Raw genomic sequence first — 22,578 nt, 5'->3', positions numbered from 1 at the left:
GGGGGCAGTGAGATTGATAATACCGAGAGCTTGTGAAAGTTCCATTTAAAAAGGGTCCATGATGAGCATGAACCCTTTTTACACGAGCCACCGGATCGGTCAACTGATCCTTAAACGATCGGCATTAGCCTTCATGGCGACCTTTTTTTGCGTGGAAATCACTGGTGATGACCTGTCCTGGCTTATTCGACAGCAGAACCGCCTTTAATCCTGAACACCAGGTTCACCACGAGATTGCTGGCAGCCTTCGGTTCATAGCGCCATTTGCTCATCGCCTGTTTCACTTCCCGCTCAAACATATTGCGCGGCTCAGCTGACAGAACACGTACGTTTTGCACACGACCATCGCTGTCCACATCAAACTGTACACGAACCCGCCCTTCGATACGTAAGGCCAGTGCTCGCGCCGGATAAGCAGGTTCGCCACGCTGCAGCGGCCGCGGACCGGTATTGCTCTGCGCATTGGTAGACGCCGGAGGCTGACTCACGGGTTTAGTGACCGGCTGGTTGCTGGTTACCGGGGCAGTTTGTACCGTTTGCGCCGGTTTTTCGACGGGACGTTCAACGGGTTTCACCTTCGGTTTAACGACCGGCTTTTTCACCGGTTTTGGCTTAGGTTTTGGGGGCTCCGGAATCACAACGGCTTCAGGCGGCGGCGGTGGCTCCGGCACGACTTCCGGTTCCGGCTCAGGTGCTGGCGGTGTCGGTTCAGGTTGTGGCGGCGGCGGAGGGGGTGCAAAGTCGGCCGGATTGACCATCGTTACACTCATCACCTTCTGATCCTGACTTGGCAATTTGATTGACTCGCCCACCGTCATATACAACACGCCCGCAATGACTGCGACATGTAAACTAACAGCAAGCAAAACCGGCACCGTCACCTTGCGGATAAATCTAAACTTTTTTAGCGGCATAATGATTCATTTTCCCCGTGAAGCCGCAAGTTTAAATGTAAATAGCAATCATATTCAACACCGAGATGACAACTATTCTCAAATAACCCTTGTTTTGATCCTACGCAAAGCGCTTTCCCCGGACTTCAGGTTTAGCTATGTTAATTCTGTAAAATAGTCAGGCAGCCTCTGGCTGCCAAAAAACGCTCACTAAAACCCCATTAAAGGTGACTCATGCTTTACGTTATTTATTCTGAAGATGTTTCCGACTCGCTGGAGAAACGTGCTGCTGCCCGCCCTGCTCACATCGAACGCCTGAAAAAATTGCATGAACAAGGCCGCGTACTGATTGCAGGTCCGACCCCGTCCATTGACAGCGAAGATCCGGGCGCCGCCGGCATGACCGGATCCGTGCTGATTGTCGAATTCGAAACACTGGAAGACGCCAGAGTGTGGGCAGATGCCGACCCGTACGTTAAAGCTGGCGTGTATAAAGCCGTGACTGTCAAACCGTTCAAACGCGTATTCTGATGTTTTATGGGCAGTTTTTCGGGCTGCCCGCTATTCCCTGTGCCTTCCCGCCTTCTCTTTAATCAACTTTACTTTTGCTTACGTCAGTTGATTGTCTAAATATCCGGTTACTCAAACAGTTACCTGCGCCTTTTTTCTTTAACAGTCGAGCGGAGAACCTGATATGCAATGTCCGGTATGCAAAGAAAGTCAGTTAGTGATGTCCGAACGTCAGGGCATTGAAATCGATTATTGTCCTGACTGTCGCGGAGTATGGCTGGATCGCGGTGAGCTGGATAAAATCATCGAGAAATCTGCCACATTACAGGCCGCAGAACGCCCTGCAACTGCACGCTATGAGGAACGTGACCGTCGAGACGATCACCGGCCGCAAGGCAATTATGACAACCGCGGCCATTACCCGTCCCAAAAGCCCTATAAAAAGAAGAGCTTCCTTTCAGAGCTTTTCGACTGATTTCACCCCTCACGCGCCATGACATCACACCTCATGGCGTGATTCCCCGAATGCCGTCACATTGCATTCATCGCTTCTGTGTTAGAATGCTTACCCCTACCCATGAGGTAAGCATTATGTCATTCTTCGACGGACTGAAGTTTCTAACCAGCACGACCACGAAGGTCACCTGCCCGGAATGCGGTTATGTTTCAGAACAGATGAGCTCGAAAGTGCGCAAAAACGCCACGCTGGTCTGCAAAAAATGTGGCGCGCTTTTTCAGCCTAAATCCCGTTAATCAGGAATTCCATTCGTAGTTCACGGCATACAATGAAAGGCGCTGGTGCTGCTGATGATGGATTTGACGAATACGGTAAATATGGCGGTAGCGTCTTGACTGCCCTTCCAGCCAGCGGCTTCTCCGGCGCTGGGTCTGGCGTAACATCCGCCACCGGCCGACTTCATTTCTACTGTGTTTCATTCACTTGTGTCCCGTAATGCCCGTGGCTGCTTCTTTAACGAAAGCGCTTCTTTTACAGAAAGTGTCTTGAGCGGAAAAACTGCGGGACATTATAGGCCGATGACGTTGTGATCCAAGTCTTGTTTTCCCCCTTCCTCCACGTTATCAGCTAACCTTGATGTCAGGGCGATGACTCTTTTATTAATCTGATACAGATTACAGAGGTAGCTGATTGATTAGCAGGATAAAGTTAGTTAAAAGGTTTCCCCTTTCACGTACACTCATGCCGATGGCTTGCGAACAGGACTTTTCGCCTTTATGACAACATTTTATACGGTAATCAGCGGTCTTCTGGTTTTCGGTTACTGGTTACTGATTGCCGGTGTCACCCTGCGCATTCTGATGAAGCGCCGGGCAGTTCCGTCCGCAATGGCATGGCTGCTGATCATCTACATCATTCCGCTGGTCGGTATTATTGCCTATCTCTCGTTTGGGGAACTGCACTTAGGCAAACGCCGTGCGGAACGGGCAAAAGCCATGTGGCCCTCCACCGCCCGCTGGCTCAATGATCTCAAAGACTGTAAGCGTATTTTTGCCACTGAGAACAGTGAAATTGCCGCCTCACTTTTCCAGCTTTGCGAGCGCCGTCAGGGCATTGCCGGTGTAAAAGGTAATCAGTTGCAACTGCTGACCACCAGCGATGACGTGCTGCACGCGATGATGCGTGATATCGGACTGGCACGCAGTAACATCGAAATGGTGTTTTATATCTGGCAACCGGGCGGTCTGGTTGATCAGGTCGCAGAATCCCTGATGGCGGCCTCTCGCCGTGGCATTCATTGCCGTCTGATGCTGGATTCCGCTGGCAGCGTGGCCTTTTTCCGCAGCCCTTACCCGGCCATGATGCGCAACGCGGGTATCGAAGTCGTTGAAGCGTTGCAGGTGAATCTGTTCCGTGTGTTCCTGCGCCGGATGGATCTGCGTCAGCACCGTAAAGTCGTACTGATCGACAACTATGTCGCCTATACCGGCAGCATGAATATGGTCGATCCGCGTTTCTTCAAACAGGATGCTGGCGTCGGTCAGTGGGTGGACTTGATGGCGCGCATGGAAGGCCCTGTCGCCACCACAATGGGTATCGTGTATTCCTGCGACTGGGAGATTGAAACCGGCAAACGGATTTTACCGCCGGAACCGGATCTCAACCAGATGCCGTTCGAGCAGGAAAGCGGCCATACCATTCAGGTGATCGCTTCCGGCCCTGGCTTCCCTGAAGATATGATTCATCAGGCTCTGCTGACCGCGACCTATTCTGCACGCGAACAACTGGTGATGACGACACCGTATCTCGTGCCAAGCGACGATCTGCTGCATGCCATTTGCACAGCGGCGCAGCGCGGAGTGGATGTCAGTATCATTCTGCCGATGAAGAACGATTCGATGATGGTGAACTGGGCAAGTAAGGCGTTCTTTGGCGAATTGCTGGAAGCCGGTGTCAAAATTTACCAGTTCGAAGACGGCCTGCTGCATACCAAAAGTATTCTGGTCGACGGCCAGCTCAGTCTGGTCGGCACGGTGAATCTGGATATGCGCAGTCTGTGGCTCAATTTTGAGATAACACTGGTCATTGATGACGCCGGATTTGGCGATGATTTGGGCCGCGTGCAGGAAGATTATATTGCCCGCTCGCATTTGCTGGATGTGGAAGCCTGGCTTAAACGTCCTTTCTGGCACCGCATCGTCGAACGATTATTCTACTTTTTCAGTCCGCTGCTGTAAAAGCCACGTCGGGCATGATGTAATACACACAGTACCGGCCTGAACCAGCCTGAATACACTCATCTGTAAACGAGAATGATATGGACCTGAATAATCGCCTGACCGAAGACGAAACGCTTGAACAAGCCTACGACATCTTTCTGGAACTGGCCGGAGATAACCTTGATCCGGCAGACATCCTGATCTTCAATCTGCAATTTGAAGAACGTGGCGGCGCTGAATTATATGACCCGGCTGAAGACTGGGTTGAGCACGTGGATTTCGACTTAAATCCGGACTTCTTTGCTGAAGTGGTGATTGGCCTGGCTGACGCTGAAGACCAGCCTATCAATGATATTTTCGCCCGTGTTCTGCTGTGTCGCGAGAAAGATCACAAGCTGTGCCATATCCTCTGGAAAGAATAATCTTCTCCGTCGTCCTTCAGACTGGCTCTGTGTTGGCTGCTTTCATGCAACTCGAATGATTTAGGGGGGCGGTTAACAGAAAAGAAAAACCTGCCATTGGCAGGTTTTTTTATGCTTTCCGTCTGAGAATATTTATCAGAGCGGATCGACTTTCAGACAGGATACCGCGTGGCGGAAGCTGCCTTCCAGCAACGGACGGGTTATCGCACATTCTGGTCCGGCGATCGGGCAGCGGGTACGGAACACGCAACCTGACGGCGGATTAATTGGCGAAGGTAACTCCCCTTCCAGCAACTGAATGACTTTGTTGCGCTCTTTGTCCGGATCAGGAACCGGCACCGCAGACATCAGGGCACGGGTATACGGATGCTGAGGATTGTTGTACACCTCATCATAAGTCCCCAGCTCGACGGCATGACCAAGATACATCACCAGAACACGGTCAGAGATGTGCTTTACCACCGCCAGATCGTGCGCGATGAAAATCAGCGACAAGCCCATTTCACGCTGCAACTGCTGAAGCAGGTTAACCACCTGCGCCTGGATGGACACATCCAGTGCAGAGACTGGCTCATCACAGATAATCAGTTTCGGTTCCAGGATGAGTGCGCGCGCGATGCCAATACGCTGACACTGACCACCGGAGAATTCGTGCGGGTAACGGTTAATCAGGTTAGGCAGCAGCCCGACCTTTAACATCATTGCCTTCACTTTTTCCTTCACCTCAAGACGAGGCATCTTCGGATTATAGGTTTTCAGCGGCTCGGCAATGATTTCACCAATGGTCATACGCGGGTTCAGGGACGCCAGCGGATCCTGGAAAATCATCTGGATATCACTGCGCGTGTGGCGCCACTCGCTGTCCGACATATTCAGCAGATCTTTGCCCAGCCATGCGACACGACCGTCAGTGGCTTTCACCAACCCGATCAGCGCACGGGCAAAGGTCGATTTACCACAACCAGATTCCCCCACTACGCCCAGCGTTTCCCCTTCATAAAGACGCAGGGTCACGCCGTCGACGGCTTTCAGGGTTTTCGAGGGCTGCCAGAACCATTGTTTACCGTCTTTGATGTCGAAATGGACTTTAAGATCAGCCACTTCGAGCAGAACTTTTTTCTCTGGCGCGTGGGTGTTCATTGCCGCACTGTTCATGATTGTGTTGTCTGTCATACCAGCTCCTCCAGCGGCTTAAAGCATGCACGCAAACGGCCATCCCCGAAACGCTCCAGCGGCGGTGCCGAGGAGCAGATATCCATCGCATGCGGACAGCGCGGCTGGAACGGACAACCTTTTGGCAGGCGCAGCAAGTTTGGCGGGTTGCCCGGAATAGTCATCATCGCGCCACCTTCGGCATCAAGACGAGGAACCGCATTGAGCAGGCCGATGGAATAAGGATGACAAGGTTCATAAAACACATCGCGTGCACGGCCATATTCCATGGTTCGCCCGGCGTACATCACCAGCACTTTGTCGCAGATACCGGCCACCACGCCAAGGTCATGCGTAATCATAATGATTGCTGTGTTGAACTCTGATTTCAGTTCATTCAGTAATGTCATGATTTGCGCCTGAACGGTCACGTCCAGCGCCGTGGTCGGCTCATCGGCAATCAGCAATTTAGGGCGGCACAGCAACGCCATTGCAATCATCACACGCTGGCGCATACCACCGGAGAATTCATGTGGGAACATTTTCATACGCTTGCGGGCTTCCGGCATTTTCACCGCGTCCAGCATGCGTACGGATTCTTCAAACGCTTCGCGCTTACTCATTTTTTTATGCAGGATCAGGACTTCCATCAACTGTTCACCCACGCGCATGTACGGGTTGAGAGAGGTCATCGGATCCTGGAAGATCATCGAAATCTGTTCTGCGCGCAGCTTATTGAGCTGTTGTTGTGGCAGATTGAGGATTTCGCGGCCATTAAATTTCGCCGAACCGCCGATGCGGCCATTACTGGCCAGTAATCCCATCAGAGCAAAGGCGGTTTGTGATTTGCCAGAACCGGATTCGCCCACAATGCCCAGCGTTTCGCCAGCACGCAGATCGAAATTCAGATCGTTCACTGCGGTAACGTCACCGTCCGGAGTCTCGAACGTGACGCGCAAATCCTGAACATCAAGTAAGATTGGCGGAACTTTGCCGTCAACCGCGGCGGGGGCTGCAAATGTGGAATGTTCAATGGTGCTCATGATTGCACTCCTTAACGATCTTTCGGGTCGAGGGCATCACGCAAGCCATCGCCGATAAAATTGAAACAAAACAGAGTTACAACCAGGAAGCCTGCCGGGAACAGCAGTAACCAAGGTGAAACTTCCATCGAGTTGGCGCCATCGCTTAACAACGCGCCCCAACTGCTCAGTGGTTCCTGTGTACCCAATCCCAGGAAGCTCAGGAAGGATTCAAACAAAATCATGCTCGGCACCAGCAGCGATGCGTAGACCACGACAACGCCCAGCACATTGGGAACAATGTGACGCAGGACAATATTGCGCGTGCTCACACCACTCACCAGCGCCGCTTCGATGAATTCTTTACGCTTGAGGCTGAGAGTCTGTCCACGCACGATACGCGCCATGTCCAGCCAGGACACCATCCCGATCGCCACGAATATCAGCAGGATGTTTTGCCCGAAGAAGGTCACCAGCAGAATAACGAAGAACATGAACGGGAAGGAGTTGAGAATTTCCAGCAGACGCATCATTGCGGAGTCAATTTTACCGCCAAGATAACCGGACAACGACCCGTAAAGCGTACCGAGAATAACGGCCACTAACGCTGCCGCTACACCGACCATCAGGGAAATACGTCCGCCGATCGCCACACGTACCAGCAAATCACGGCCTGAAGAGTCAGTGCCGAAATAGTGGTGAGAAGCAAAATCAGGCGCCGCTGACATCATATTCCAGTCGGTATCATCGTAGGAAAACTGGGATAACATCGGCGCAAACGCCACGAATAGCGCGATAAATGCCAGCACGATCAGGCTGGTGACCGCGGCACGGTTGTGCATAAAACGACGTCGTGCATCCTGCCACAGACTGCGGCCTTCAACTTCGAGTTTTTCGCTGAAGTTTTCCACGACGTCGCTATTTTTCTTACTTAACATCATTGACGTACTCCGGCATTAATAACGGATTTTCGGGTCGATGACGGCATAAAGCACGTCGACGATCGCATTGAATAATATGGTCAATGCGCCCACTAAAATGGTCAGGCTCAAGACCAGTGAGTAGTCACGGTTTAATGCACCGTTAACAAACAGCTGGCCAATGCCCGGCAATCCGAAAATGCTCTCGATGACCATCGAACCGGTGATAATCCCAACGAAGGCCGGTCCCATGTATGACAATACCGGCAGCAGTGCAGGTTTAAGCGCGTGGCGCAAAATGATGCGACGCAGCGGCAACCCTTTGGCGCGAGCTGTACGGATGAAGTTGGAATGCAGAATTTCGATCATTGAACCGCGGGTGATACGCGCAATACTGGCGATATAAGCCAGTGACAGTGCCACCATCGGCAGGATCATATATTTGGCACCACCGCCATTCCAGCCGCCGCCAGGCAACCATTTAAGCGTGATGGCAAATATCAGCACCAGTAACGGCGCAACCACGAAACTGGGTATGACCACCCCCGTCATCGCAACGCCCATCACCGTGTAATCCCATTTCGTGTTCTGGTTGAGTGCTGCGATAACGCCCGCACTGACTCCAAACACAATCGCCATGATAAATGCCGCCAGACCCAATTTCGCTGAAACCGGGAAAGAAGCCGCAACCAGATCATTAACGGTGTAGTCCTTATATTTGAACGACGGGCCAAAATCGCCTTTCGCCAGTTGTTCTAAATAATGGAAATATTGCTTATACATTGGGTCATTGAGGTGATATTTCGCCTCAATGTTCGCCATCACTTCTGGCGGAAGATTACGCTCCCCCGTAAAAGGGCTGCCAGGTGCAAGACGCATCATAAAAAACGAAATGGTGATCAGAATGAATAGCGTCGGAATCGCTTCCAGACAGCGGCGTAAAATAAACTTTAACATTGCCCGTACCTGTTTCTAAGCCTGTCACTACAGCTTGATAGTTTTGGCTTGGTCACGACGACTATCGGGTGATAGCCGCCGTGGTGGCTCTTTGCTTCAGCACCGAAAACCGGCACTAAAAACATTACCTTCATCAATAAAGAAGGAGCAAGGCAGCTCGGGGATGCCTTGCTCTGACACTGATTAATTAGTGTTTGATGATGTATAAGTCTTTAACGTAGACGTTGTCCTGTGGATCTTTACCGGTGTAACCACCAACGTATGGTTTCACCAGACGCGCGTTCACGTAGTAATAGACAGGCACAATCGCAGAATCTTTATCGAGCTGGGTTTCAGCTTTCTGATACAGCGCTGCGCGTTCTTCGTCAGTTTTCGCGGTCAGCGTGTCCGCGATGTCTTTATCAAACGCAGGGCTCTTATAGTGAGCCGTGTTGTTGCTGCTGTCAGACAGCATGGTGTTCAGGAAGGAAGAAGGTTCGTTGTAATCGGAGCACCAGCCAGCACGGGCGATATCGAAGTTGCCCTGATGACGGCTGTCCAGGAAGGTTTTCCACTCCTGGTTAACGAGTTTCACGTCAACACCCAGGTTTTTCTTCCAGATAGCGGCAGCGGCGATAGCCAGTTTTTTGTGCAGATCAGACGTGTTGTACAGCAGGTCGAAAGTCAGTGGTTTAGCTGGGGTATAACCCGCTTCAGCCAGCAGTTTTTTAGCCTGCTCGTTACGCTGTTCCTGAGTCTCTTTGAACCAGGCCGGAGGCGTCAGTTTTGCACCATCAGTGTAAGGAGGGGTATAGCCATAAGCTGGCAAATCGCCCTGCGCTTTTACTTTGTTCACGATGATGTCGCGATCCAGGCCCAGTTTCAGCGCTTCACGAACGCGTGAATCAGTGAATGGTGCTTTCTGGTTATTGATTTCGTAGTAATAAGTGCACAGGTACGGGTCAACGTGGACTTCGGTCGGGATTTCTTTTTTCAGTTTCTGGAACAGTTCGATCGGCATGTTGTTATAAGTCATGTCGATTTCGCCGCTACGGTAGCGGTTAACGTCAGTCACTTCAGAGGAGATTGGCAGGTAAGTGACCTGATTAATAACGGTTTTCGCGTTATCCCAGTAAGTCGGGCTACGCTCCAGAACAATACGTTCGTTAACGGTCCAGGTTTTCAGTTTGTATGCACCGTTGCTCACGTAGTTTTCTGGCTGAGTCCATTTGTCGCCAAATTTCTCAACAACACTTTTGTTTACCGGCTTCATCGCGGTGTGAGACAGCATTTTGACGAAATAGGGAACAGGTTCGGTCAGAGTGACTTGCAGGGTATGGTCGTCAAGCGCTTTCACACCCAGAGTATCAGGGCTTTTCTTACCGCTGATGATGTCGTCAATGTTTTCGATATGACCGTATTGCAGATAGCTTTCATACGGAGACGCAGTTTTCGGATCCGCCAGACGCTGCCAGCTGTAGACAAAATCTTCGGCTGTTACAGGGTCGCCGTTAGACCATTTAGCTTCCGGGCGCAGGTGGAAGGTCCAGACTTTAAAATCTTTGTTTTCCCAACTGGTGGCTACACCAGGAATAACGCTGCCGTCTTTGCTATCGGTATTTACCAGGCCTTCCAGCAAATCACGGATAACGTTAGATTCCGGCACGCCTTCGACTTTATGCGGGTCGAGAGACTGAACTTCAGAACCGTTGTTGCGCACCAGCTCTTGTTTGGCGGCCAGAGTCACGCCTGCTGGCACGTTGGCTGCGAATGCATTATTGATTGAAACAGATCCTACTGCAGCCAGAATGCAGGCAGCGAGCAGATTTTTTTTTGTGATGTTGGTCATTTTTATTCAACTCCAGTTTTTATTATGAACTTGCACGCCCGGGTGCAAGATAAACCCTTGCTGGGTCAATGGGTTTCAAAAGCAGGAACGAATTGCTCAAGAAAGGCCCCCATGTAGTTACCACCCGCAGATGGCTGTCCCCTATTACTGCATGTATTACTCAATAACGTTGGAAACGTCAGGCTGTTGTTCGCCATGTTGTTTCCGGGATCGTTAAGGATGATCCCACCCCATTTGATTTACCCCGTGCACAACAAAACAAGGTTCTGCGTCACACCAGGTAATCACATACTGTTATTCCTAACCTTAACAATATTATTTTCTTATTCGCCTGACGGCGATAGAAAGCCCTTCGCAGTTAAGCGCCTGAATTCAATTAATGAGAAGAAGAGATGAAGGTTTGTTTTGCTGAACCGGCAGACTCAACAAAAGACTGTGTAATGTCGCCAGCACAATGCCCGGCTTTCTTTTCGCAGAAAGCGGATGAGGATAATTTTGTGGTACGCATTGCGACACGATACTCTCCAAAAACAAATAAAATGGCTTCAATCTTTCTGTCTCTAGCAAGATTCGTTCTCACTCAGAGCATCCCGCTTAACAAAATTCCATTTTTGAAGGCGATTTGAAAATTATCAGAAGCCTGATACAGGCGCCAATAAATTTTGCAAATTTGTTACGCAATTCTCTTTTACTGGTTACAAGCCCGATGAGCCATCCACAAGGAAACATTTGGAAACCTTGTTTAACTCATTGTTTATTGGCATTTTTACGATAATTTTTAGCGCAAAATTAACGTCACTGATTGCATAAGAACTCGCCTGACACAATCCGTTAACATTAAGATGTTTTCAAGGATAAACACCTGTTAACTGCGGTGTTAACACTAATAACATCTCGATACAGCATGCACAAGCCTTACAGAATGATGTGGATAAATTAGCGTCAAAACGGGCAGTAAAGATGCGTATTTAGCTAAAAATTCGCTAAGTTTATTAGAAGAAATGAAGACTTGGTTCGAAAAGAAGAATGAGACGTGGCTTTACGCCACATTTAGGTGCAAACGCGCTTAATTAAGTCATTAGCTGCACTATATTAATGCATCGCATTATAAGGAAAGGTAATAATTATCACGAAAACCCACCCGTGTTTCCGTGATAATTCAGTGACCAGCAGGTTAGAGCAGGCCAGGGAAAATAGTTTTAATCCCTGTCACAATAAATTCGATACCCAGAGACATCAGCAAAAGCCCCATGATACGCGTAATCACGTTAATCCCGGTTTGCCCCAGTAATCGCACCAGCAATGGTGCCGCTCTGAACAGTAACCAGCAACAAAATGCAAAGAAGATAATCGCAAGTGTCAGTCCCAGCAGATTCGGCCAACTGTGATAGCGTGAACTCCATACAATCGTTGAACTGATTGCGCCCGGTCCGGCCATCAGAGGTAGCGCAAGCGGAACCACCCCGACATTTTCACGTATCGCTGTTTCTGATTTTTCCTGCTTGTTCTGTTTGTCCTCGCCCAGTTTCCCGCTGATCATAGACATCGCAATAGTCACCACCAGGATCCCACCCGCAATTCGGAATGAATCAATAGATATACCAAACAGATGTAAAATGGCATCGCCCAGGAAAAGTGCAGTCGACAATATAATGGCAACCGACAGGTTTGCCGTCATATTGGTTTTATTACGCCCCGCTGCCGCCTGATAGCTTGTCATGCTGATGAAGACTGGCAAGATCCCCACAGGGTTGACCAGCGCAAACAGCCCGACGAAAAACTTGATATACCCTGAAAAATCTAATAAAGATTGGCTCACGCAGAACTCCGCATAACTATGCCAGTAGATGAAGGTTTTGATGGGCGCTAATGTACTGGAATCCCCGTAAAGGCGCCACGTCGTTTCATAGTTTTTATCACCAGATTTCCGAACAAAGGCAGTGAATACAACTTTTGTTAAAAAACAGATTTTTTATTGATAACTTTAGATACAAAACTGTATTATCCAAGGGAGAATTTGATAACCATTCTCAATATCAAGTTGCTGAAAGGTGTCAGCATCAGTATTTAGTGATCCAGATCAAATTGACGCTGCCTACAAATAGGTAATCTCAGTACATAGTCACTCAGCGTTACATGAAAGATAAAACGTCCAGTGATGAAGGTGATTTATTTAACGTCATCTGCTTTACCCGGTGCTTCACAACTGAAAGCTCTTTGAGCAAATAAAGAGACAAAGACAACACATTGAGAATCTTAGATTTAATTAGTTTCTCACGGTGACTGATAGCAGGTCTATACTAGTCTTTGGCGGATTATTTACTAAAAGAGTTTAACTTTATCAGGAGAGCATTATGGCTGTAACAAATGTCGCTGAACTAAACGCACTCGTTGCTCGGGTCAAGAAGGCACAGCGCGAATATGCCAACTTCAGTCAAGAGCAAGTCGATAAGATTTTCGCTGCCGCCGCCCTGGCTGCTGCCGATTCTCGAATTCTGCTGGCAAAACTGGCTGTTGAAGAATCCGGAATGGGTATCGTCGAAGACAAAGTGATTAAAAACCACTTCGCCTCTGAATATATCTACAATGCCTACAAAGATGAAAAAACTTGTGGCATCCTGGGCCAGGATGACACCTTCGGTACCATCACTATCGCTGAGCCAATTGGTCTGATTTGCGGTATTGTCCCGACTACCAACCCAACTTCTACTGCAATTTTCAAGGCGCTTATCAGCCTGAAAACCCGTAACGGTATTATCTTCTCTCCACATCCACGTGCCAAGAATGCAACGAACAAGGCTGCGGATATCGTTCTGCAAGCGGCCATCGCTGCCGGCGCGCCAAAAGATATCATTGGCTGGATTGATGAACCAAGCGTAGAGCTTTCCAACCAACTGATGCACCACCCGGATCTGAACCTGATTCTGGCAACAGGTGGTCCGGGCATGGTTAAAGCAGCTTATAGCTCCGGTAAACCAGCAATCGGCGTGGGTGCAGGTAATACACCAGTCGTTGTTGATGAAACCGCAGATATCAAACGTGTTGTTGCTTCCGTCCTGATGTCTAAAACCTTCGATAACGGTGTCATCTGTGCCTCTGAGCAGTCCATCATCGTGGTTGATTCAGCTTATAATGCAGTCCGTGAACGTTTCGCTTCTCACGGCGGCTACATGCTGCAGGGTAAAGAACTCAAAGCCGTTTCAGATATCATTCTGAAAAATGGCGGCCTCAACGCCGCTATCGTAGGTCAGCCAGCAGTGAAAATTGCTGAAATGGCTGGCATTAAAGTGCCTGCGAATACTAAAGTGCTCATCGGTGAAGTCACCATTGTTGACGAATCTGAACCGTTTGCGCATGAAAAACTGTCCCCTACCCTCGCTATGTACCGCGCTAAGAATTTCGAAGACGCCGTCGCTAAAGCAGAGAAACTGGTAGAAATGGGCGGTATCGGCCATACCTCTTGCCTGTATACAGACCAGGACAACCAACCAGAACGTGTGAATTATTTTGGCAACAAAATGAAAACCGCACGTATTCTGATCAACACCCCGGCTTCACAGGGTGGTATCGGTGACCTGTACAACTTCAAACTTGCTCCGTCTCTGACGCTGGGTTGCGGTTCCTGGGGTGGTAACTCCATCTCTGAAAACGTCGGTCCTAAACACTTGATCAACAAGAAAACTGTAGCGAAGCGAGCAGAAAACATGTTGTGGCATAAACTTCCTAAATCTATCTACTTCCGTCGTGGCTCACTGCCAATCGCACTGGAAGAAGTGGCGACTGATGGAGCAAAACGCGCCTTCATCGTAACTGACCGCTTCCTGTTCAATAACGGCTATGCCGATCAGATCACCAGCGTTCTGAAAGGTCATGGTATTGAAACTGAAGTATTCTTCGAAGTTGAAGCTGACCCGACGCTGAGCATTGTTCGTAAAGGTGCTGAGCAGATGAACTCCTTCAAACCAGACGTTATCATCGCGCTAGGTGGTGGTTCACCAATGGATGCTGCGAAGATTATGTGGGTTCTGTATGAACACCCGAATACTCAGTTCGAAGATTTGGCGCTGCGTTTTATGGATATCCGTAAACGTATCTACAAATTCCCGAAAATGGGCGTAAAAGCGAAAATGATCGCCGTCACGACCACTTCCGGTACTGGTTCAGAAGTTACACCATTTGCCGTTGTTACTGACGATGCGACTGGCCAGAAATACCCACTGGCTGACTATGCTCTGACACCTGACATGGCTATCGTTGACGCCAATCTTGTCATGAACATGCCGAAATCACTGTGTGCCTTCGGTGGTCTGGATGCCGTCACTCACGCACTGGAAGCTTATGTTTCTGTACTGGCGAACGAATACTCCGACGGTCAGGCTCTGCAGGCACTGAAACTGCTGAAAGAAAACCTGCCAGCCAGCTACAAAGATGGCGCTAAAAACCCGGTTGCCCGTGAACGTGTTCACAATGCGGCGACTATCGCGGGTATCGCGTTTGCTAACGCCTTCCTTGGGGTTTGTCACTCAATGGCCCACAAACTGGGTTCAGAGTTCCACATTCCGCACGGTCTGGCTAACGCCATGCTGATTTCAAACGTTATCCGTTATAACGCCAACGATAACCCAACGAAACAGACGGCTTTCAGTCAGTATGACCGTCCGCAAGCGCGTCGTCGTTACGCAGAAATTGCAGACCATTTAGGTCTGGGCGCTCCTGGTGACCGTACTGCACAGAAAATCCAGAAACTGCTGACCTGGTTGGATGAAATCAAAGCTGAACTGGGTATCCCAACCTCTATTCGTGAAGCTGGCGTTCAGGAAGCTGACTTCCTGGCTAAAGTAGATAAACTGTCTGAAGATGCGTTTGATGACCAGTGTACCGGTGCTAACCCACGTTACCCGCTGATCGCCGAATTGAAACAGATTCTGATGGATACTTACTACGGCCGTGAATACAGTGAAGACGTAGCAGAAGAAGTTGCTGCTCCTGCGCCAAAAGCTGAAAAGAAAACCAGCAAAAAATAATCTGCTGAGATACTCATAGTAAAAAACCCGCTGAAAGGCGGGTTTTTTTATGGTCCGAATTCGCGATTTATCATTCAACTCTGGCTCATCGAACTTAGTCAGCGCTCATGACTTAGAGAGTCTTACTTTCATCCCTGCCATCAAACGCAGCCATCGCTTCTTTGTAATGCTTACGGCAGACCGAAACATAACTTTCATCACCGCCAATAACGACCTGTGCGCCATCATGTAAGGCGTTACCGTTCTCATCCAGTCTCAGGTTGCGGTTGGCTTTGCGCCCACAATGGCAGATGGTTTTAAGCTCAACCAGTTTATCCGCCCAGGCCAGCAGATATTCACTGCCCTCAAAAAGTTCTCCACGAAAATCCGTTCTCAGACCATAGCAAAGTACAGGCACATCCAGATCGTCCACAACGTCCGTCAGCTGCGATACCTGAGCTTTGGTGAGAAACTGGCACTCATCAATCAGAACGCAACTCAAACGCTGTGTGCGGTTCTCCTGAGCCACCAGATTGAAGAGTTCTGTCTCTGTGTTGTAAAGCTCTGCAGGAGACGACAAGCCGATTCGCGAACTGACTTTACCCTGACCATACCGGTTATCGAGTTCTGCTGTTAACACCAGCGTGCGCATACCACGTTCTTGATAATTATATGAAGATTGCAGCAACGAGGTGGACTTACCGGCATTCATCGCCGAGTAATAGAAATAAAGCTGAGCCATAAAGAAGTGATCCCATAAAGTAATGGATGGCATAAATTTTCGGCATGTATTGTATCACATGCCTGGCAGACTATAACAACCGGAGAGTGGCACTGATATCTGACACGGGCGGGCATTCATTCCCGGTAAAGAAATCACAGAGGCTTACAATAAAAATTATACGACATGAGATAATTATGGCCTGCTGACACGGCAGAATACCCGCAATGAAAGCGCAGTTTATATGTCTGCATTGCAGAGTAAGAGTTTGTCTATACATTAAAAAAGACAATTGAAATGCTACCGGCAAAGAATCATTTTTCTGATCTTGTGCTTCATCTCTCAAGCCTTTCCATATCCTTACATTACATGACTTCACGGATCCTTTAATTTTGTGAACTCTCGCTGACTTAAAAAAACACTTACACAAAGCATCAACAATCCTCAACAGAGGATTGAAATTAGGGTTATCATCCCCAGATTAATAGCGCTAAGCGACCTGGCTATATTTCTCTGCGGATAAACATTATTTGCTTTAAATGCGTAAATTAAGGTCAAGCAAACAAATTCGCTATTGCAGAATACAGAAGAGCATTCTATTATTAGCCAAACGCCCCCCACCAATATAATTTGAGACTAGTATAATGAGCGAAGCATTAAAGATTCTGAACAACATCCGTACTCTGCGTGCGCAAGCAAGAGAATGCACTCTGGAAACTCTGGAAGAGATGCTGGAAAAATTAGAAGTTGTTGTGAACGAGCGTCGCGAAGAAGATTCTCAGGCAGCTGCTGAGATTGAAGAGCGCACCCGTAAACTGCAACAATACCGCGAAATGCTGATTGCGGACGGTATTGATCCTAATGAATTGCTGCAGACAATGGCTGCGACTAAAGCGACTGGTAAAGCAAAACGTGCAGCACGCCCGGCTAAATACAAATACGTTGATGAGAACGGCGAAAACAAAACCTGGACTGGCCAGGGTCGTACTCCAGCTGTAATCAAGAAAGCAATCGAAGAGCAAGGTAAATCACTGGACGATTTCCTGCTGTAATTGCCCTGATTAACGTTACTGTTAATGCTAAAAAGCCCATCACTCTGATGGGCTTTTTGTTTTTATTACGCTGTAACAGGCGTACCGCAAATACAAAACTGATAAAACAGATTGATACAACCTGTTCAATAAACATCTATAAGATTTAACTGATTCCATAAAAAAAGGCTGCGTCAGCAGCCTTTAGCAAGAAATACAAAATCAAACCTGATAAAAGTCGCGATACCAGTCCACAAAGCGCTGTACGCCTTGCTCTACAGGTGTCTCAGGCTTGAAGTCAATCGCCTTAGCCAGCGGTGATGTGTCTGCGCTGGTCTCGTGTACATCGCCTGGCTGCATTGGCAGCATATTCTTACCCGCAACCATTCCCAACGCCTTCTCCAGCGCACTGATATACGTCATCAGTTTCACGGGGTTGCTGTTGCCAATATTATAAACACTATAAGGTGCAGAACTGCTGGCAGGAGAGCCACCTTCTACAGTCCAGTCCGGATCAGATTGTGGAATAACATCCTGTAAACGAACAATGGCTTCGGCGATATCATCGATATAAGTAAAATCACGACGCATTTCGCCATGGTTATAAACATCGATATTCTGCCCGGCAAGTATTGCTTTGGTGAACTTAAACAATGCCATGTCCGGGCGTCCCCACGGGCCATATACGGTGAAGAAACGTAATCCGGTCGTAGGGATCTTATAAAGATGTGAATAAGTGTGAGCCATTAATTCATTAGCCTTTTTCGTTGCGGCATACAGCGAAACAGGATGATCCACAGAATCATCCGTTGAAAAAGGCTGTTTTTTGTTCAGTCCATAAACTGAACTGGAAGAGGCATAAAGCAAATGTCCGACTTTATTATGACGACAACCTTCCAGAACATTAACAAATCCTATGAGGTTGGCATCCGCATAAGCCAGAGGATTTTCGATTGAATATCGGACACCCGCCTGCGCGGCTAAATGGATAACCCGTTCAAAACGCTGTTCCGCAAACAATGCGGCCATACCCTCACGATCAGCTAAATCCAGCTTAATAAATTCAAAGCCGACTTTATTTTCCAGCTGAGCAAGGCGGGCAAGTTTCAGATTGACGTCATAGTAGTCATTCAGATTATCAATGCCGATAACGGAATGACCCGCAGCCAACAAACGTTGTGACACATAGAACCCAATAAAGCCCGCTGCGCCAGTGACCAGATATTTCATGAAAACTCCTTACAGAACCGGATTGATTGATGCGCCACGACCTATGCCGTAGTAAGTAAATCCGCGTTTCTCCAAACGTTCAGGATCGAATAAATTACGACCATCAAAGATAACCGGCTCTTTTAATGCTTTTTTGATCACATCAAAATCAGGGGCACGGAAATTCTGCCACTCCGTACAAATAATCAACGCATCAGCATTGTGCAATGCCGCTTCCTTGGTGCCCATCAATTCCAGATCATCACGGTGACCGTAGATCCGCTGCGTTTCATTCATCGCCTCAGGATCATAGGCTTTGATTTTCGCGCCTGCAGCCCAGAGTTGTTCCATTAATACGCGACTCGATGCTTCACGCATATCATCGGTATTAGGCTTAAATGACAGCCCCCACAGTGCAAAGGTTTTCCCTTTCAGGTCATCGCCAAAATGGCGCTGAATGAAAGCAGGCAATTTATATTTTTGCTGGTAATTGACCTGTTCTACCGCCTGCAACAATTTAGGTTGATAGCCAATATGCTCAGCAGTGCGGATCAACGCCTGGACGTCTTTAGGGAAACACGAACCGCCGTAGCCGCAGCCAGGGTAGATAAAGTGGTAGCCAATGCGTGAATCAGAACCGATACCCTGGCGGACTTTCTCGATATCCGCACCGAGCATTTCTGCCAGATTAGACATTTCATTCATGAAACTGATTTTGGTCGCCAGCATACAGTTAGCGGCATATTTGGTCAGCTCTGCACTGCGGATATCCATCAGGATCATACGATCGTGATTACGATTGAAAGGTTCGTAAAGTTCACGGATCGGATCAATAGCATCCGGGTTATCAGTACCGATGACAATACGTTCAGGTCGCATACAGTCTGCGACTGCTGCACCTTCTTTGAGGAATTCAGGGTTTGATACCACATCAAAGTTGATATCTGCACCACGTTCTTTGAGTTTCTCGGTCATTACTGCACGGACCTTGTCCGCAGTACCGACCGGAACGGTGGATTTATCAATGACCACTTTGGGTTCGGTCATGTACTCAGCAATCGTACGCGCCACGGCAGTCACATATTTCAGATCAGCGGAACCGTCTTCATCCGGTGGAGTACCCACCGCGATAAATTGTACCGTTGCATGCGCTACACCGTCAGCCGCATTGGTACTGAAAAGCAAGCGCCCTGCTTCATAGTTGCTCTGAACCAGCGGCGTCAGGCCCGGTTCAAAAATTGGGATCTGCCCGTTTTTCAGGTTTTCTACTTTCTTTGCATCTACATCGATACACAAAACTTCATGCCCAACTTCAGCAAGAACCGCCGCCTGAACAAGTCCGACGTAACCGATACCAAAAACTGTTACTTTCATCAGCGAATTCCTATTTGTTATTTTAAACAATGTAAAATAGACAGCCAAATTTACCGGAACGGATTATACCAGTTTCAGCCGCAAGTGCGCCTGCAAAGGCATATTTTGCATTGAGATACATCTTAGAAGATTGAAATAAAGTGGGAAGACAAAAAAACGTGTGGGAAAAATGCTCAGGATTATTAATAAATTATTATCAATAGTAATAAATTTGCTCAATCAACAGACAGCATTAATCTCAGACGACCACCCGAACCCCAGACCTGACATTGCCAGGCATCACATTTCTGACTGATTTGATTGGAGTATGTTGCGCCAGTGGTGCCGAGCGGCACACCATTGCTGAGCTGAATCATATTGGTGCCGGTATTCACGTTGGCATGTAATCCCGCAGAAACCAGAATGAGATTCTTATACCCGGCATGATAATAACCAAGCAGCAACGGGAATTGTCCTTCGAGATTTGCCTGCTTGAATAAATGGTTGACCTGTTTAAGCAGCGTCGACATTTGTGGCAACCGCTGATGCTGATTACTTAAGTGCTCACGTAATAAGCTGTTAAAAATAGCACGCAACAATAACGCCGCCAGTACGCCATTTTCGTTGGCACGGGTCACGTCCAGACAATAGAAACCGAGATCTTTGGAGGAAAGCGCGGCGATATCCAGCACCAGTCCCGGACTTTCCGCTGATGTCAGTTGCCGGTAGTTGATGCGGCAATGCGCCAGCCTCTGCTGAACCGGTGGCTGTAATTCCTGCAACAAACGCTGTGCTTCATTAGGGTTGCGGCACAGCGCTTCCCAGTCCTGAACCAGCGAGCTTTCCTCCATCGCCTGTGATGAAAAAAGCTTCGGGTATAAAGACGAAAGCAGCGCTTCGCGTAACCGGTTGAGATCGCTGATCGGTTTGAGAAGAACATCTTCCACGCCGAGTCGCAGCATTGATGCAACGTCGGTCATTTTATCCGTGGCGGAGATCACCAGAACAGGGATTTTATTTCCCTGTAATCGCAGGTTTTCGACGAACTCCATACCGCCCATCTCAGGCATCGCCAAATCGCAGAGAATCAGGTCAGGCGGGTAATCTTCGACCAGAGACAAAGCCTCAAGGCCATTTTCGGCTTCCGTAAATGTCGCACCGAGGGAACTTACATAGCCAGCAAGTATGGATCGGAAGACGGCTTCGTCTTCAACGATGAGAATATGCTTGCTTGTAAGTGGCTTGTCCATCAGGGTCCCCCAGAATTTCTTATTCTAATAGTGGCTCATAAAGCCTGTTTTTGCTTGGCAGAATTGTCAGATTAGGCCAAACACATTTTAAGCCATTCAGAACTGTCTATTTTTAATCAGGGGTAGCAATTGCTCTCTCTGTTTTTCAACGGCAAGACGGCCTGCCTCGATCGCTTCTTCTGCCCGATGGAAGTCCAGCGTCGAAATTTGCGGGCAATAAGGCTGGATCAACACATCCGGCGGGTCGCCTGCCATGCGATTACGTTTGAGGCGGTTTTCCAGCACCTGAATGGACGTTGACATAATTTCCATCGCCGAGGGGCTGACGTTGGGTTTTCTGGCATTTGGACGGGTTAAACGCTGACGTATTCTGTCACGCCAGCTCACTTCTTTCTCAGTATCCAGTGCTTCGCCGGTCGGTTGTACCGTCAGCAAATCCTGCTGCATCAGATGCGCGTCGTGCTGGAGATCAACGGCGATAACGATATCAGCGCCAAGTGCGCGAGTCAGCGAAATGGGCACCGGATTCACCACCGCCCCATCAACCAGCCAGTAACCATTGTGCCAGACCGGTGCCAGCAGGCCGGGCATACTGCACGAGGCGCGGATAGCCTCATGCAAGTCCCCTTTTGTCAGCCACAATTCGCGACCGGTACTCAGATTGGTGGCGACTGCGCCAAACTTCTTCGAGCACTTTTCAAACTCATCAATGCGGATCAACTGCCCCACGGCATTGAACACACGCTCTCCACGCAGCAATCCTCCGCGCTTCCACGAAAAGTCCATCAGTCGCAGCACATCCCAGTAACTGAACGAGCGAACCCAGCTTTCTATTGCAGGCAATCTGTTACTGGCGTAGGCCGCGCCGACCAGTGCGCCAACTGAACAACCGGCGACGACATCAACGTCGATATCCATTTCCTTCAGGGCATTAATCACGCCAATGTGCGCCCACCCTTTCGCGGCTCCCGAGCCAAGGGCAAGACCAATGGTGACTTTTCTGCTCATCTGATGACCTTATATTGCGCATAGCATTAGAATCAACGGGCAAGCGCGTTGTCACCCGGCGAGTTTGTTAGGTAACATATCGGTTTGGTGCATTCAATAGCGCAACCTGCGTTGTTAAATTTATAAGCCCTGCAATTCAGGAGTTTCCGTGTCAGAACTTTGCCCATGCTGCAGCAACCTTTCTTTCGAAGAGTGCTGCCAGCCATACATCGCTGAGTGTAAAGTGGCGCCGACACCGTCTGCGCTGATGCGCTCGCGCTACACCGCCTACGTCCTGAAAAATGCGAGTTATCTGATCGCCACCTGGCATCCGGATTGTCAACCCGGGCGCTGGCGTGAAAGTTTACAGGAAGGCTTTACCAGTACGCACTGGCAAGGTTTACAGGTGATCGCTCAGTCAGAGGGACGCAATGCTGATGAAGGTTTCGTTGAGTTTGCTGCACGATTTACCGAAACCGGCGACGAACATATTCATCTGATCCATGAGCGTTCGCGATTTCTTCGTTTGAACGAACGCTGGTACTATATCGACGGAATTAAACCGCAGACAGGACGCAATGACGCCTGCCCGTGCGGATCGGGTAAAAAATATAAGAAGTGCTGCGGTAAATAATTCAACCGTA

Annotated in this window: 22 protein-coding genes; 8 read left to right on the top strand and 14 right to left on the bottom strand. The window is 48.9% G+C overall.

Features of this window, described 5'->3' with window-relative positions; translation table 11 throughout:
- Nucleotides 1-182: 182 nt before the first annotated feature.
- Complete coding sequence (locus LC431_RS19670; RefSeq protein ID WP_013575936.1) at nt 183-914, bottom strand: energy transducer TonB; 732 nt, start codon at nt 912-914, stop codon at nt 183-185.
- Nucleotides 915-1,127: 213 nt separating this feature from the next.
- Here LC431_RS19670 and LC431_RS19665 point away from each other — a divergent pair, with 213 nt between their 5' ends.
- From LC431_RS19665 to LC431_RS19655, 3 genes are all read left to right on the top strand, one after another.
- Nucleotides 1,128-1,424 carry a YciI family protein gene (locus tag LC431_RS19665; RefSeq protein ID WP_037034485.1) on the top strand — a complete coding sequence of 99 codons (297 nt, stop codon included), beginning with the start codon at nt 1,128-1,130 and terminating at the stop codon, nt 1,422-1,424.
- Nucleotides 1,425-1,587: 163 nt separating this feature from the next.
- Nucleotides 1,588-1,878 carry a zf-TFIIB domain-containing protein gene (locus LC431_RS19660; protein WP_013575938.1) on the top strand — a complete coding sequence of 97 codons (291 nt, stop codon included), beginning with the start codon at nt 1,588-1,590 and terminating at the stop codon, nt 1,876-1,878.
- Between the two features lie 116 nt (nt 1,879-1,994).
- Nucleotides 1,995-2,156, top strand: a complete 162-nt coding sequence (locus LC431_RS19655; protein WP_013575939.1) for a YnfU family zinc-binding protein — start codon at nt 1,995-1,997, stop codon at nt 2,154-2,156.
- Here the strand turns inward: LC431_RS19655 and LC431_RS19650 are convergent, their stop codons facing one another.
- Nucleotides 2,157-2,339 carry a YciY family protein gene (locus tag LC431_RS19650; protein ID WP_037034487.1) on the bottom strand — a complete coding sequence of 61 codons (183 nt, stop codon included), beginning with the start codon at nt 2,337-2,339 and terminating at the stop codon, nt 2,157-2,159.
- A gap of 297 nt (nt 2,340-2,636) precedes the next feature.
- Here LC431_RS19650 and cls point away from each other — a divergent pair, with 297 nt between their 5' ends.
- Both cls and LC431_RS19640 read left to right on the top strand, forming a co-directional pair.
- Nucleotides 2,637-4,097: a cardiolipin synthase gene (gene cls, locus LC431_RS19645; protein ID WP_013575940.1), complete on the top strand. Its 1,461-nt coding sequence runs from the start codon at nt 2,637-2,639 to the stop codon at nt 4,095-4,097.
- An 80-nt stretch (nt 4,098-4,177) separates the two neighbouring features.
- Nucleotides 4,178-4,501, top strand: a complete 324-nt coding sequence (locus tag LC431_RS19640; RefSeq protein ID WP_013575941.1) for an HI1450 family dsDNA-mimic protein — start codon at nt 4,178-4,180, stop codon at nt 4,499-4,501.
- Between the two features lie 135 nt (nt 4,502-4,636).
- Here LC431_RS19640 and oppF read toward each other — a convergent pair whose 3' ends face one another.
- The 7 genes from oppF to LC431_RS19605 form a co-directional block, all read right to left on the bottom strand.
- On the bottom strand, nt 4,637-5,641 hold the full coding sequence (gene oppF / locus LC431_RS19635; protein ID WP_015690069.1) for a murein tripeptide/oligopeptide ABC transporter ATP binding protein OppF: 1,005 nt from the start codon (nt 5,639-5,641) through the stop codon (nt 4,637-4,639).
- 29 nt (nt 5,642-5,670) lie between these two features.
- Complete coding sequence (locus tag LC431_RS19630) at nt 5,671-6,696, bottom strand: ABC transporter ATP-binding protein (RefSeq protein WP_153376529.1); 1,026 nt, start codon at nt 6,694-6,696, stop codon at nt 5,671-5,673.
- Between the two features lie 11 nt (nt 6,697-6,707).
- Complete coding sequence (gene oppC, locus LC431_RS19625) at nt 6,708-7,616, bottom strand: oligopeptide ABC transporter permease OppC (RefSeq protein ID WP_013575944.1); 909 nt, start codon at nt 7,614-7,616, stop codon at nt 6,708-6,710.
- Between the two features lie 15 nt (nt 7,617-7,631).
- Nucleotides 7,632-8,552: an oligopeptide ABC transporter permease OppB gene (gene oppB, locus LC431_RS19620; protein ID WP_013575945.1), complete on the bottom strand. Its 921-nt coding sequence runs from the start codon at nt 8,550-8,552 to the stop codon at nt 7,632-7,634.
- Between the two features lie 187 nt (nt 8,553-8,739).
- Complete coding sequence (gene oppA / locus LC431_RS19615) at nt 8,740-10,380, bottom strand: oligopeptide ABC transporter substrate-binding protein OppA (protein WP_013575946.1); 1,641 nt, start codon at nt 10,378-10,380, stop codon at nt 8,740-8,742.
- Between the two features lie 376 nt (nt 10,381-10,756).
- Nucleotides 10,757-10,960, bottom strand: coding sequence for a hypothetical protein (locus LC431_RS19610; protein WP_126124218.1), 204 nt, complete (start codon nt 10,958-10,960; stop codon nt 10,757-10,759).
- Between the two features lie 594 nt (nt 10,961-11,554).
- A complete protein-coding gene (locus LC431_RS19605; protein WP_223510194.1) occupies nt 11,555-12,199 on the bottom strand; it encodes a YchE family NAAT transporter in 645 nt (214 codons plus the stop codon).
- A 535-nt stretch (nt 12,200-12,734) separates the two neighbouring features.
- On the opposite strand from LC431_RS19605, the gene adhE reads away from it, so the two are divergent.
- Nucleotides 12,735-15,404 (top strand): bifunctional acetaldehyde-CoA/alcohol dehydrogenase, encoded by a 2,670-nt coding sequence (gene adhE / locus LC431_RS19600; protein WP_013575948.1) that lies wholly within the window; start codon nt 12,735-12,737, stop codon nt 15,402-15,404.
- 112 nt (nt 15,405-15,516) lie between these two features.
- On the opposite strand, the gene LC431_RS19595 is transcribed toward adhE, so the two are convergent.
- Nucleotides 15,517-16,125, bottom strand: a complete 609-nt coding sequence (locus tag LC431_RS19595; RefSeq protein WP_013575949.1) for a thymidine kinase — start codon at nt 16,123-16,125, stop codon at nt 15,517-15,519.
- 623 nt (nt 16,126-16,748) lie between these two features.
- Here LC431_RS19595 and hns point away from each other — a divergent pair.
- Nucleotides 16,749-17,156, top strand: a complete 408-nt coding sequence (gene hns, locus LC431_RS19590) for a histone-like nucleoid-structuring protein H-NS (protein ID WP_013575950.1) — start codon at nt 16,749-16,751, stop codon at nt 17,154-17,156.
- Between the two features lie 201 nt (nt 17,157-17,357).
- Here the strand turns inward: hns and LC431_RS19585 are convergent, their stop codons facing one another.
- The 4 genes from LC431_RS19585 to rssA form a co-directional block, all read right to left on the bottom strand.
- A complete protein-coding gene (locus LC431_RS19585) occupies nt 17,358-18,365 on the bottom strand; it encodes an NAD-dependent epimerase (RefSeq protein ID WP_013575951.1) in 1,008 nt (335 codons plus the stop codon).
- Nucleotides 18,366-18,374: 9 nt separating this feature from the next.
- The gene (locus LC431_RS19580; protein WP_013575952.1) at nt 18,375-19,718 is read right to left on the bottom strand and encodes a UDP-glucose/GDP-mannose dehydrogenase family protein; all 1,344 of its coding nucleotides are present in this window, start codon (nt 19,716-19,718) and stop codon (nt 18,375-18,377) included.
- A gap of 215 nt (nt 19,719-19,933) precedes the next feature.
- Nucleotides 19,934-20,947, bottom strand: a complete 1,014-nt coding sequence (gene rssB / locus LC431_RS19575; protein ID WP_013575953.1) for a two-component system response regulator RssB — start codon at nt 20,945-20,947, stop codon at nt 19,934-19,936.
- A 96-nt stretch (nt 20,948-21,043) separates the two neighbouring features.
- Nucleotides 21,044-21,955, bottom strand: a complete 912-nt coding sequence (gene rssA / locus LC431_RS19570; protein WP_013575954.1) for a patatin-like phospholipase RssA — start codon at nt 21,953-21,955, stop codon at nt 21,044-21,046.
- 148 nt (nt 21,956-22,103) lie between these two features.
- Between rssA and LC431_RS19565 the strand changes: the two genes are divergently transcribed.
- Nucleotides 22,104-22,568, top strand: a complete 465-nt coding sequence (locus LC431_RS19565; protein WP_013575955.1) for a YchJ family protein — start codon at nt 22,104-22,106, stop codon at nt 22,566-22,568.
- The last annotated feature ends 10 nt before the right edge of the window (nt 22,569-22,578 follow it).

Origin of the sequence: Rahnella sp. GSA61A (genome assembly GCF_019969905.1) — a bacterium.
GTDB lineage: Bacteria > Pseudomonadota > Gammaproteobacteria > Enterobacterales > Enterobacteriaceae > Rahnella > Rahnella aceris.
Note: the sequence above shows the minus strand (reverse complement) of the source record. Positions and strands in the feature narration are given on the sequence as shown.

What these genes read in the sequence shown, in the direction of transcription:
- LC431_RS19630 (WP_153376529.1), bottom strand. Translation starts at nt 6,696, where the DNA reads ATGAGCACCATTGAACATTCCACATTTGCAGCCCCCGCCGCGGTTGAC.
- LC431_RS19595 (WP_013575949.1), bottom strand. Translation starts at nt 16,125, where the DNA reads ATGGCTCAGCTTTATTTCTATTACTCGGCGATGAATGCCGGTAAGTCC.
- oppF (WP_015690069.1), bottom strand. Translation starts at nt 5,641, where the DNA reads ATGAACACCCACGCGCCAGAGAAAAAAGTTCTGCTCGAAGTGGCTGAT.
- cls (WP_013575940.1), top strand. Translation starts at nt 2,637, where the DNA reads ATGACAACATTTTATACGGTAATCAGCGGTCTTCTGGTTTTCGGTTAC.
- oppA (WP_013575946.1), bottom strand. Translation starts at nt 10,380, where the DNA reads ATGACCAACATCACAAAAAAAAATCTGCTCGCTGCCTGCATTCTGGCT.
- LC431_RS19660 (WP_013575938.1), top strand. Translation starts at nt 1,588, where the DNA reads ATGCAATGTCCGGTATGCAAAGAAAGTCAGTTAGTGATGTCCGAACGT.
- oppC (WP_013575944.1), bottom strand. Translation starts at nt 7,616, where the DNA reads ATGATGTTAAGTAAGAAAAATAGCGACGTCGTGGAAAACTTCAGCGAA.
- oppB (WP_013575945.1), bottom strand. Translation starts at nt 8,552, where the DNA reads ATGTTAAAGTTTATTTTACGCCGCTGTCTGGAAGCGATTCCGACGCTA.
- LC431_RS19585 (WP_013575951.1), bottom strand. Translation starts at nt 18,365, where the DNA reads ATGAAATATCTGGTCACTGGCGCAGCGGGCTTTATTGGGTTCTATGTG.
- adhE (WP_013575948.1), top strand. Translation starts at nt 12,735, where the DNA reads ATGGCTGTAACAAATGTCGCTGAACTAAACGCACTCGTTGCTCGGGTC.
- LC431_RS19640 (WP_013575941.1), top strand. Translation starts at nt 4,178, where the DNA reads ATGGACCTGAATAATCGCCTGACCGAAGACGAAACGCTTGAACAAGCC.
- LC431_RS19580 (WP_013575952.1), bottom strand. Translation starts at nt 19,718, where the DNA reads ATGAAAGTAACAGTTTTTGGTATCGGTTACGTCGGACTTGTTCAGGCG.
- LC431_RS19665 (WP_037034485.1), top strand. Translation starts at nt 1,128, where the DNA reads ATGCTTTACGTTATTTATTCTGAAGATGTTTCCGACTCGCTGGAGAAA.
- hns (WP_013575950.1), top strand. Translation starts at nt 16,749, where the DNA reads ATGAGCGAAGCATTAAAGATTCTGAACAACATCCGTACTCTGCGTGCG.
- LC431_RS19655 (WP_013575939.1), top strand. Translation starts at nt 1,995, where the DNA reads ATGTCATTCTTCGACGGACTGAAGTTTCTAACCAGCACGACCACGAAG.
- LC431_RS19670 (WP_013575936.1), bottom strand. Translation starts at nt 914, where the DNA reads ATGCCGCTAAAAAAGTTTAGATTTATCCGCAAGGTGACGGTGCCGGTT.
- LC431_RS19650 (WP_037034487.1), bottom strand. Translation starts at nt 2,339, where the DNA reads ATGAAACACAGTAGAAATGAAGTCGGCCGGTGGCGGATGTTACGCCAG.
- rssB (WP_013575953.1), bottom strand. Translation starts at nt 20,947, where the DNA reads ATGGACAAGCCACTTACAAGCAAGCATATTCTCATCGTTGAAGACGAA.
- rssA (WP_013575954.1), bottom strand. Translation starts at nt 21,955, where the DNA reads ATGAGCAGAAAAGTCACCATTGGTCTTGCCCTTGGCTCGGGAGCCGCG.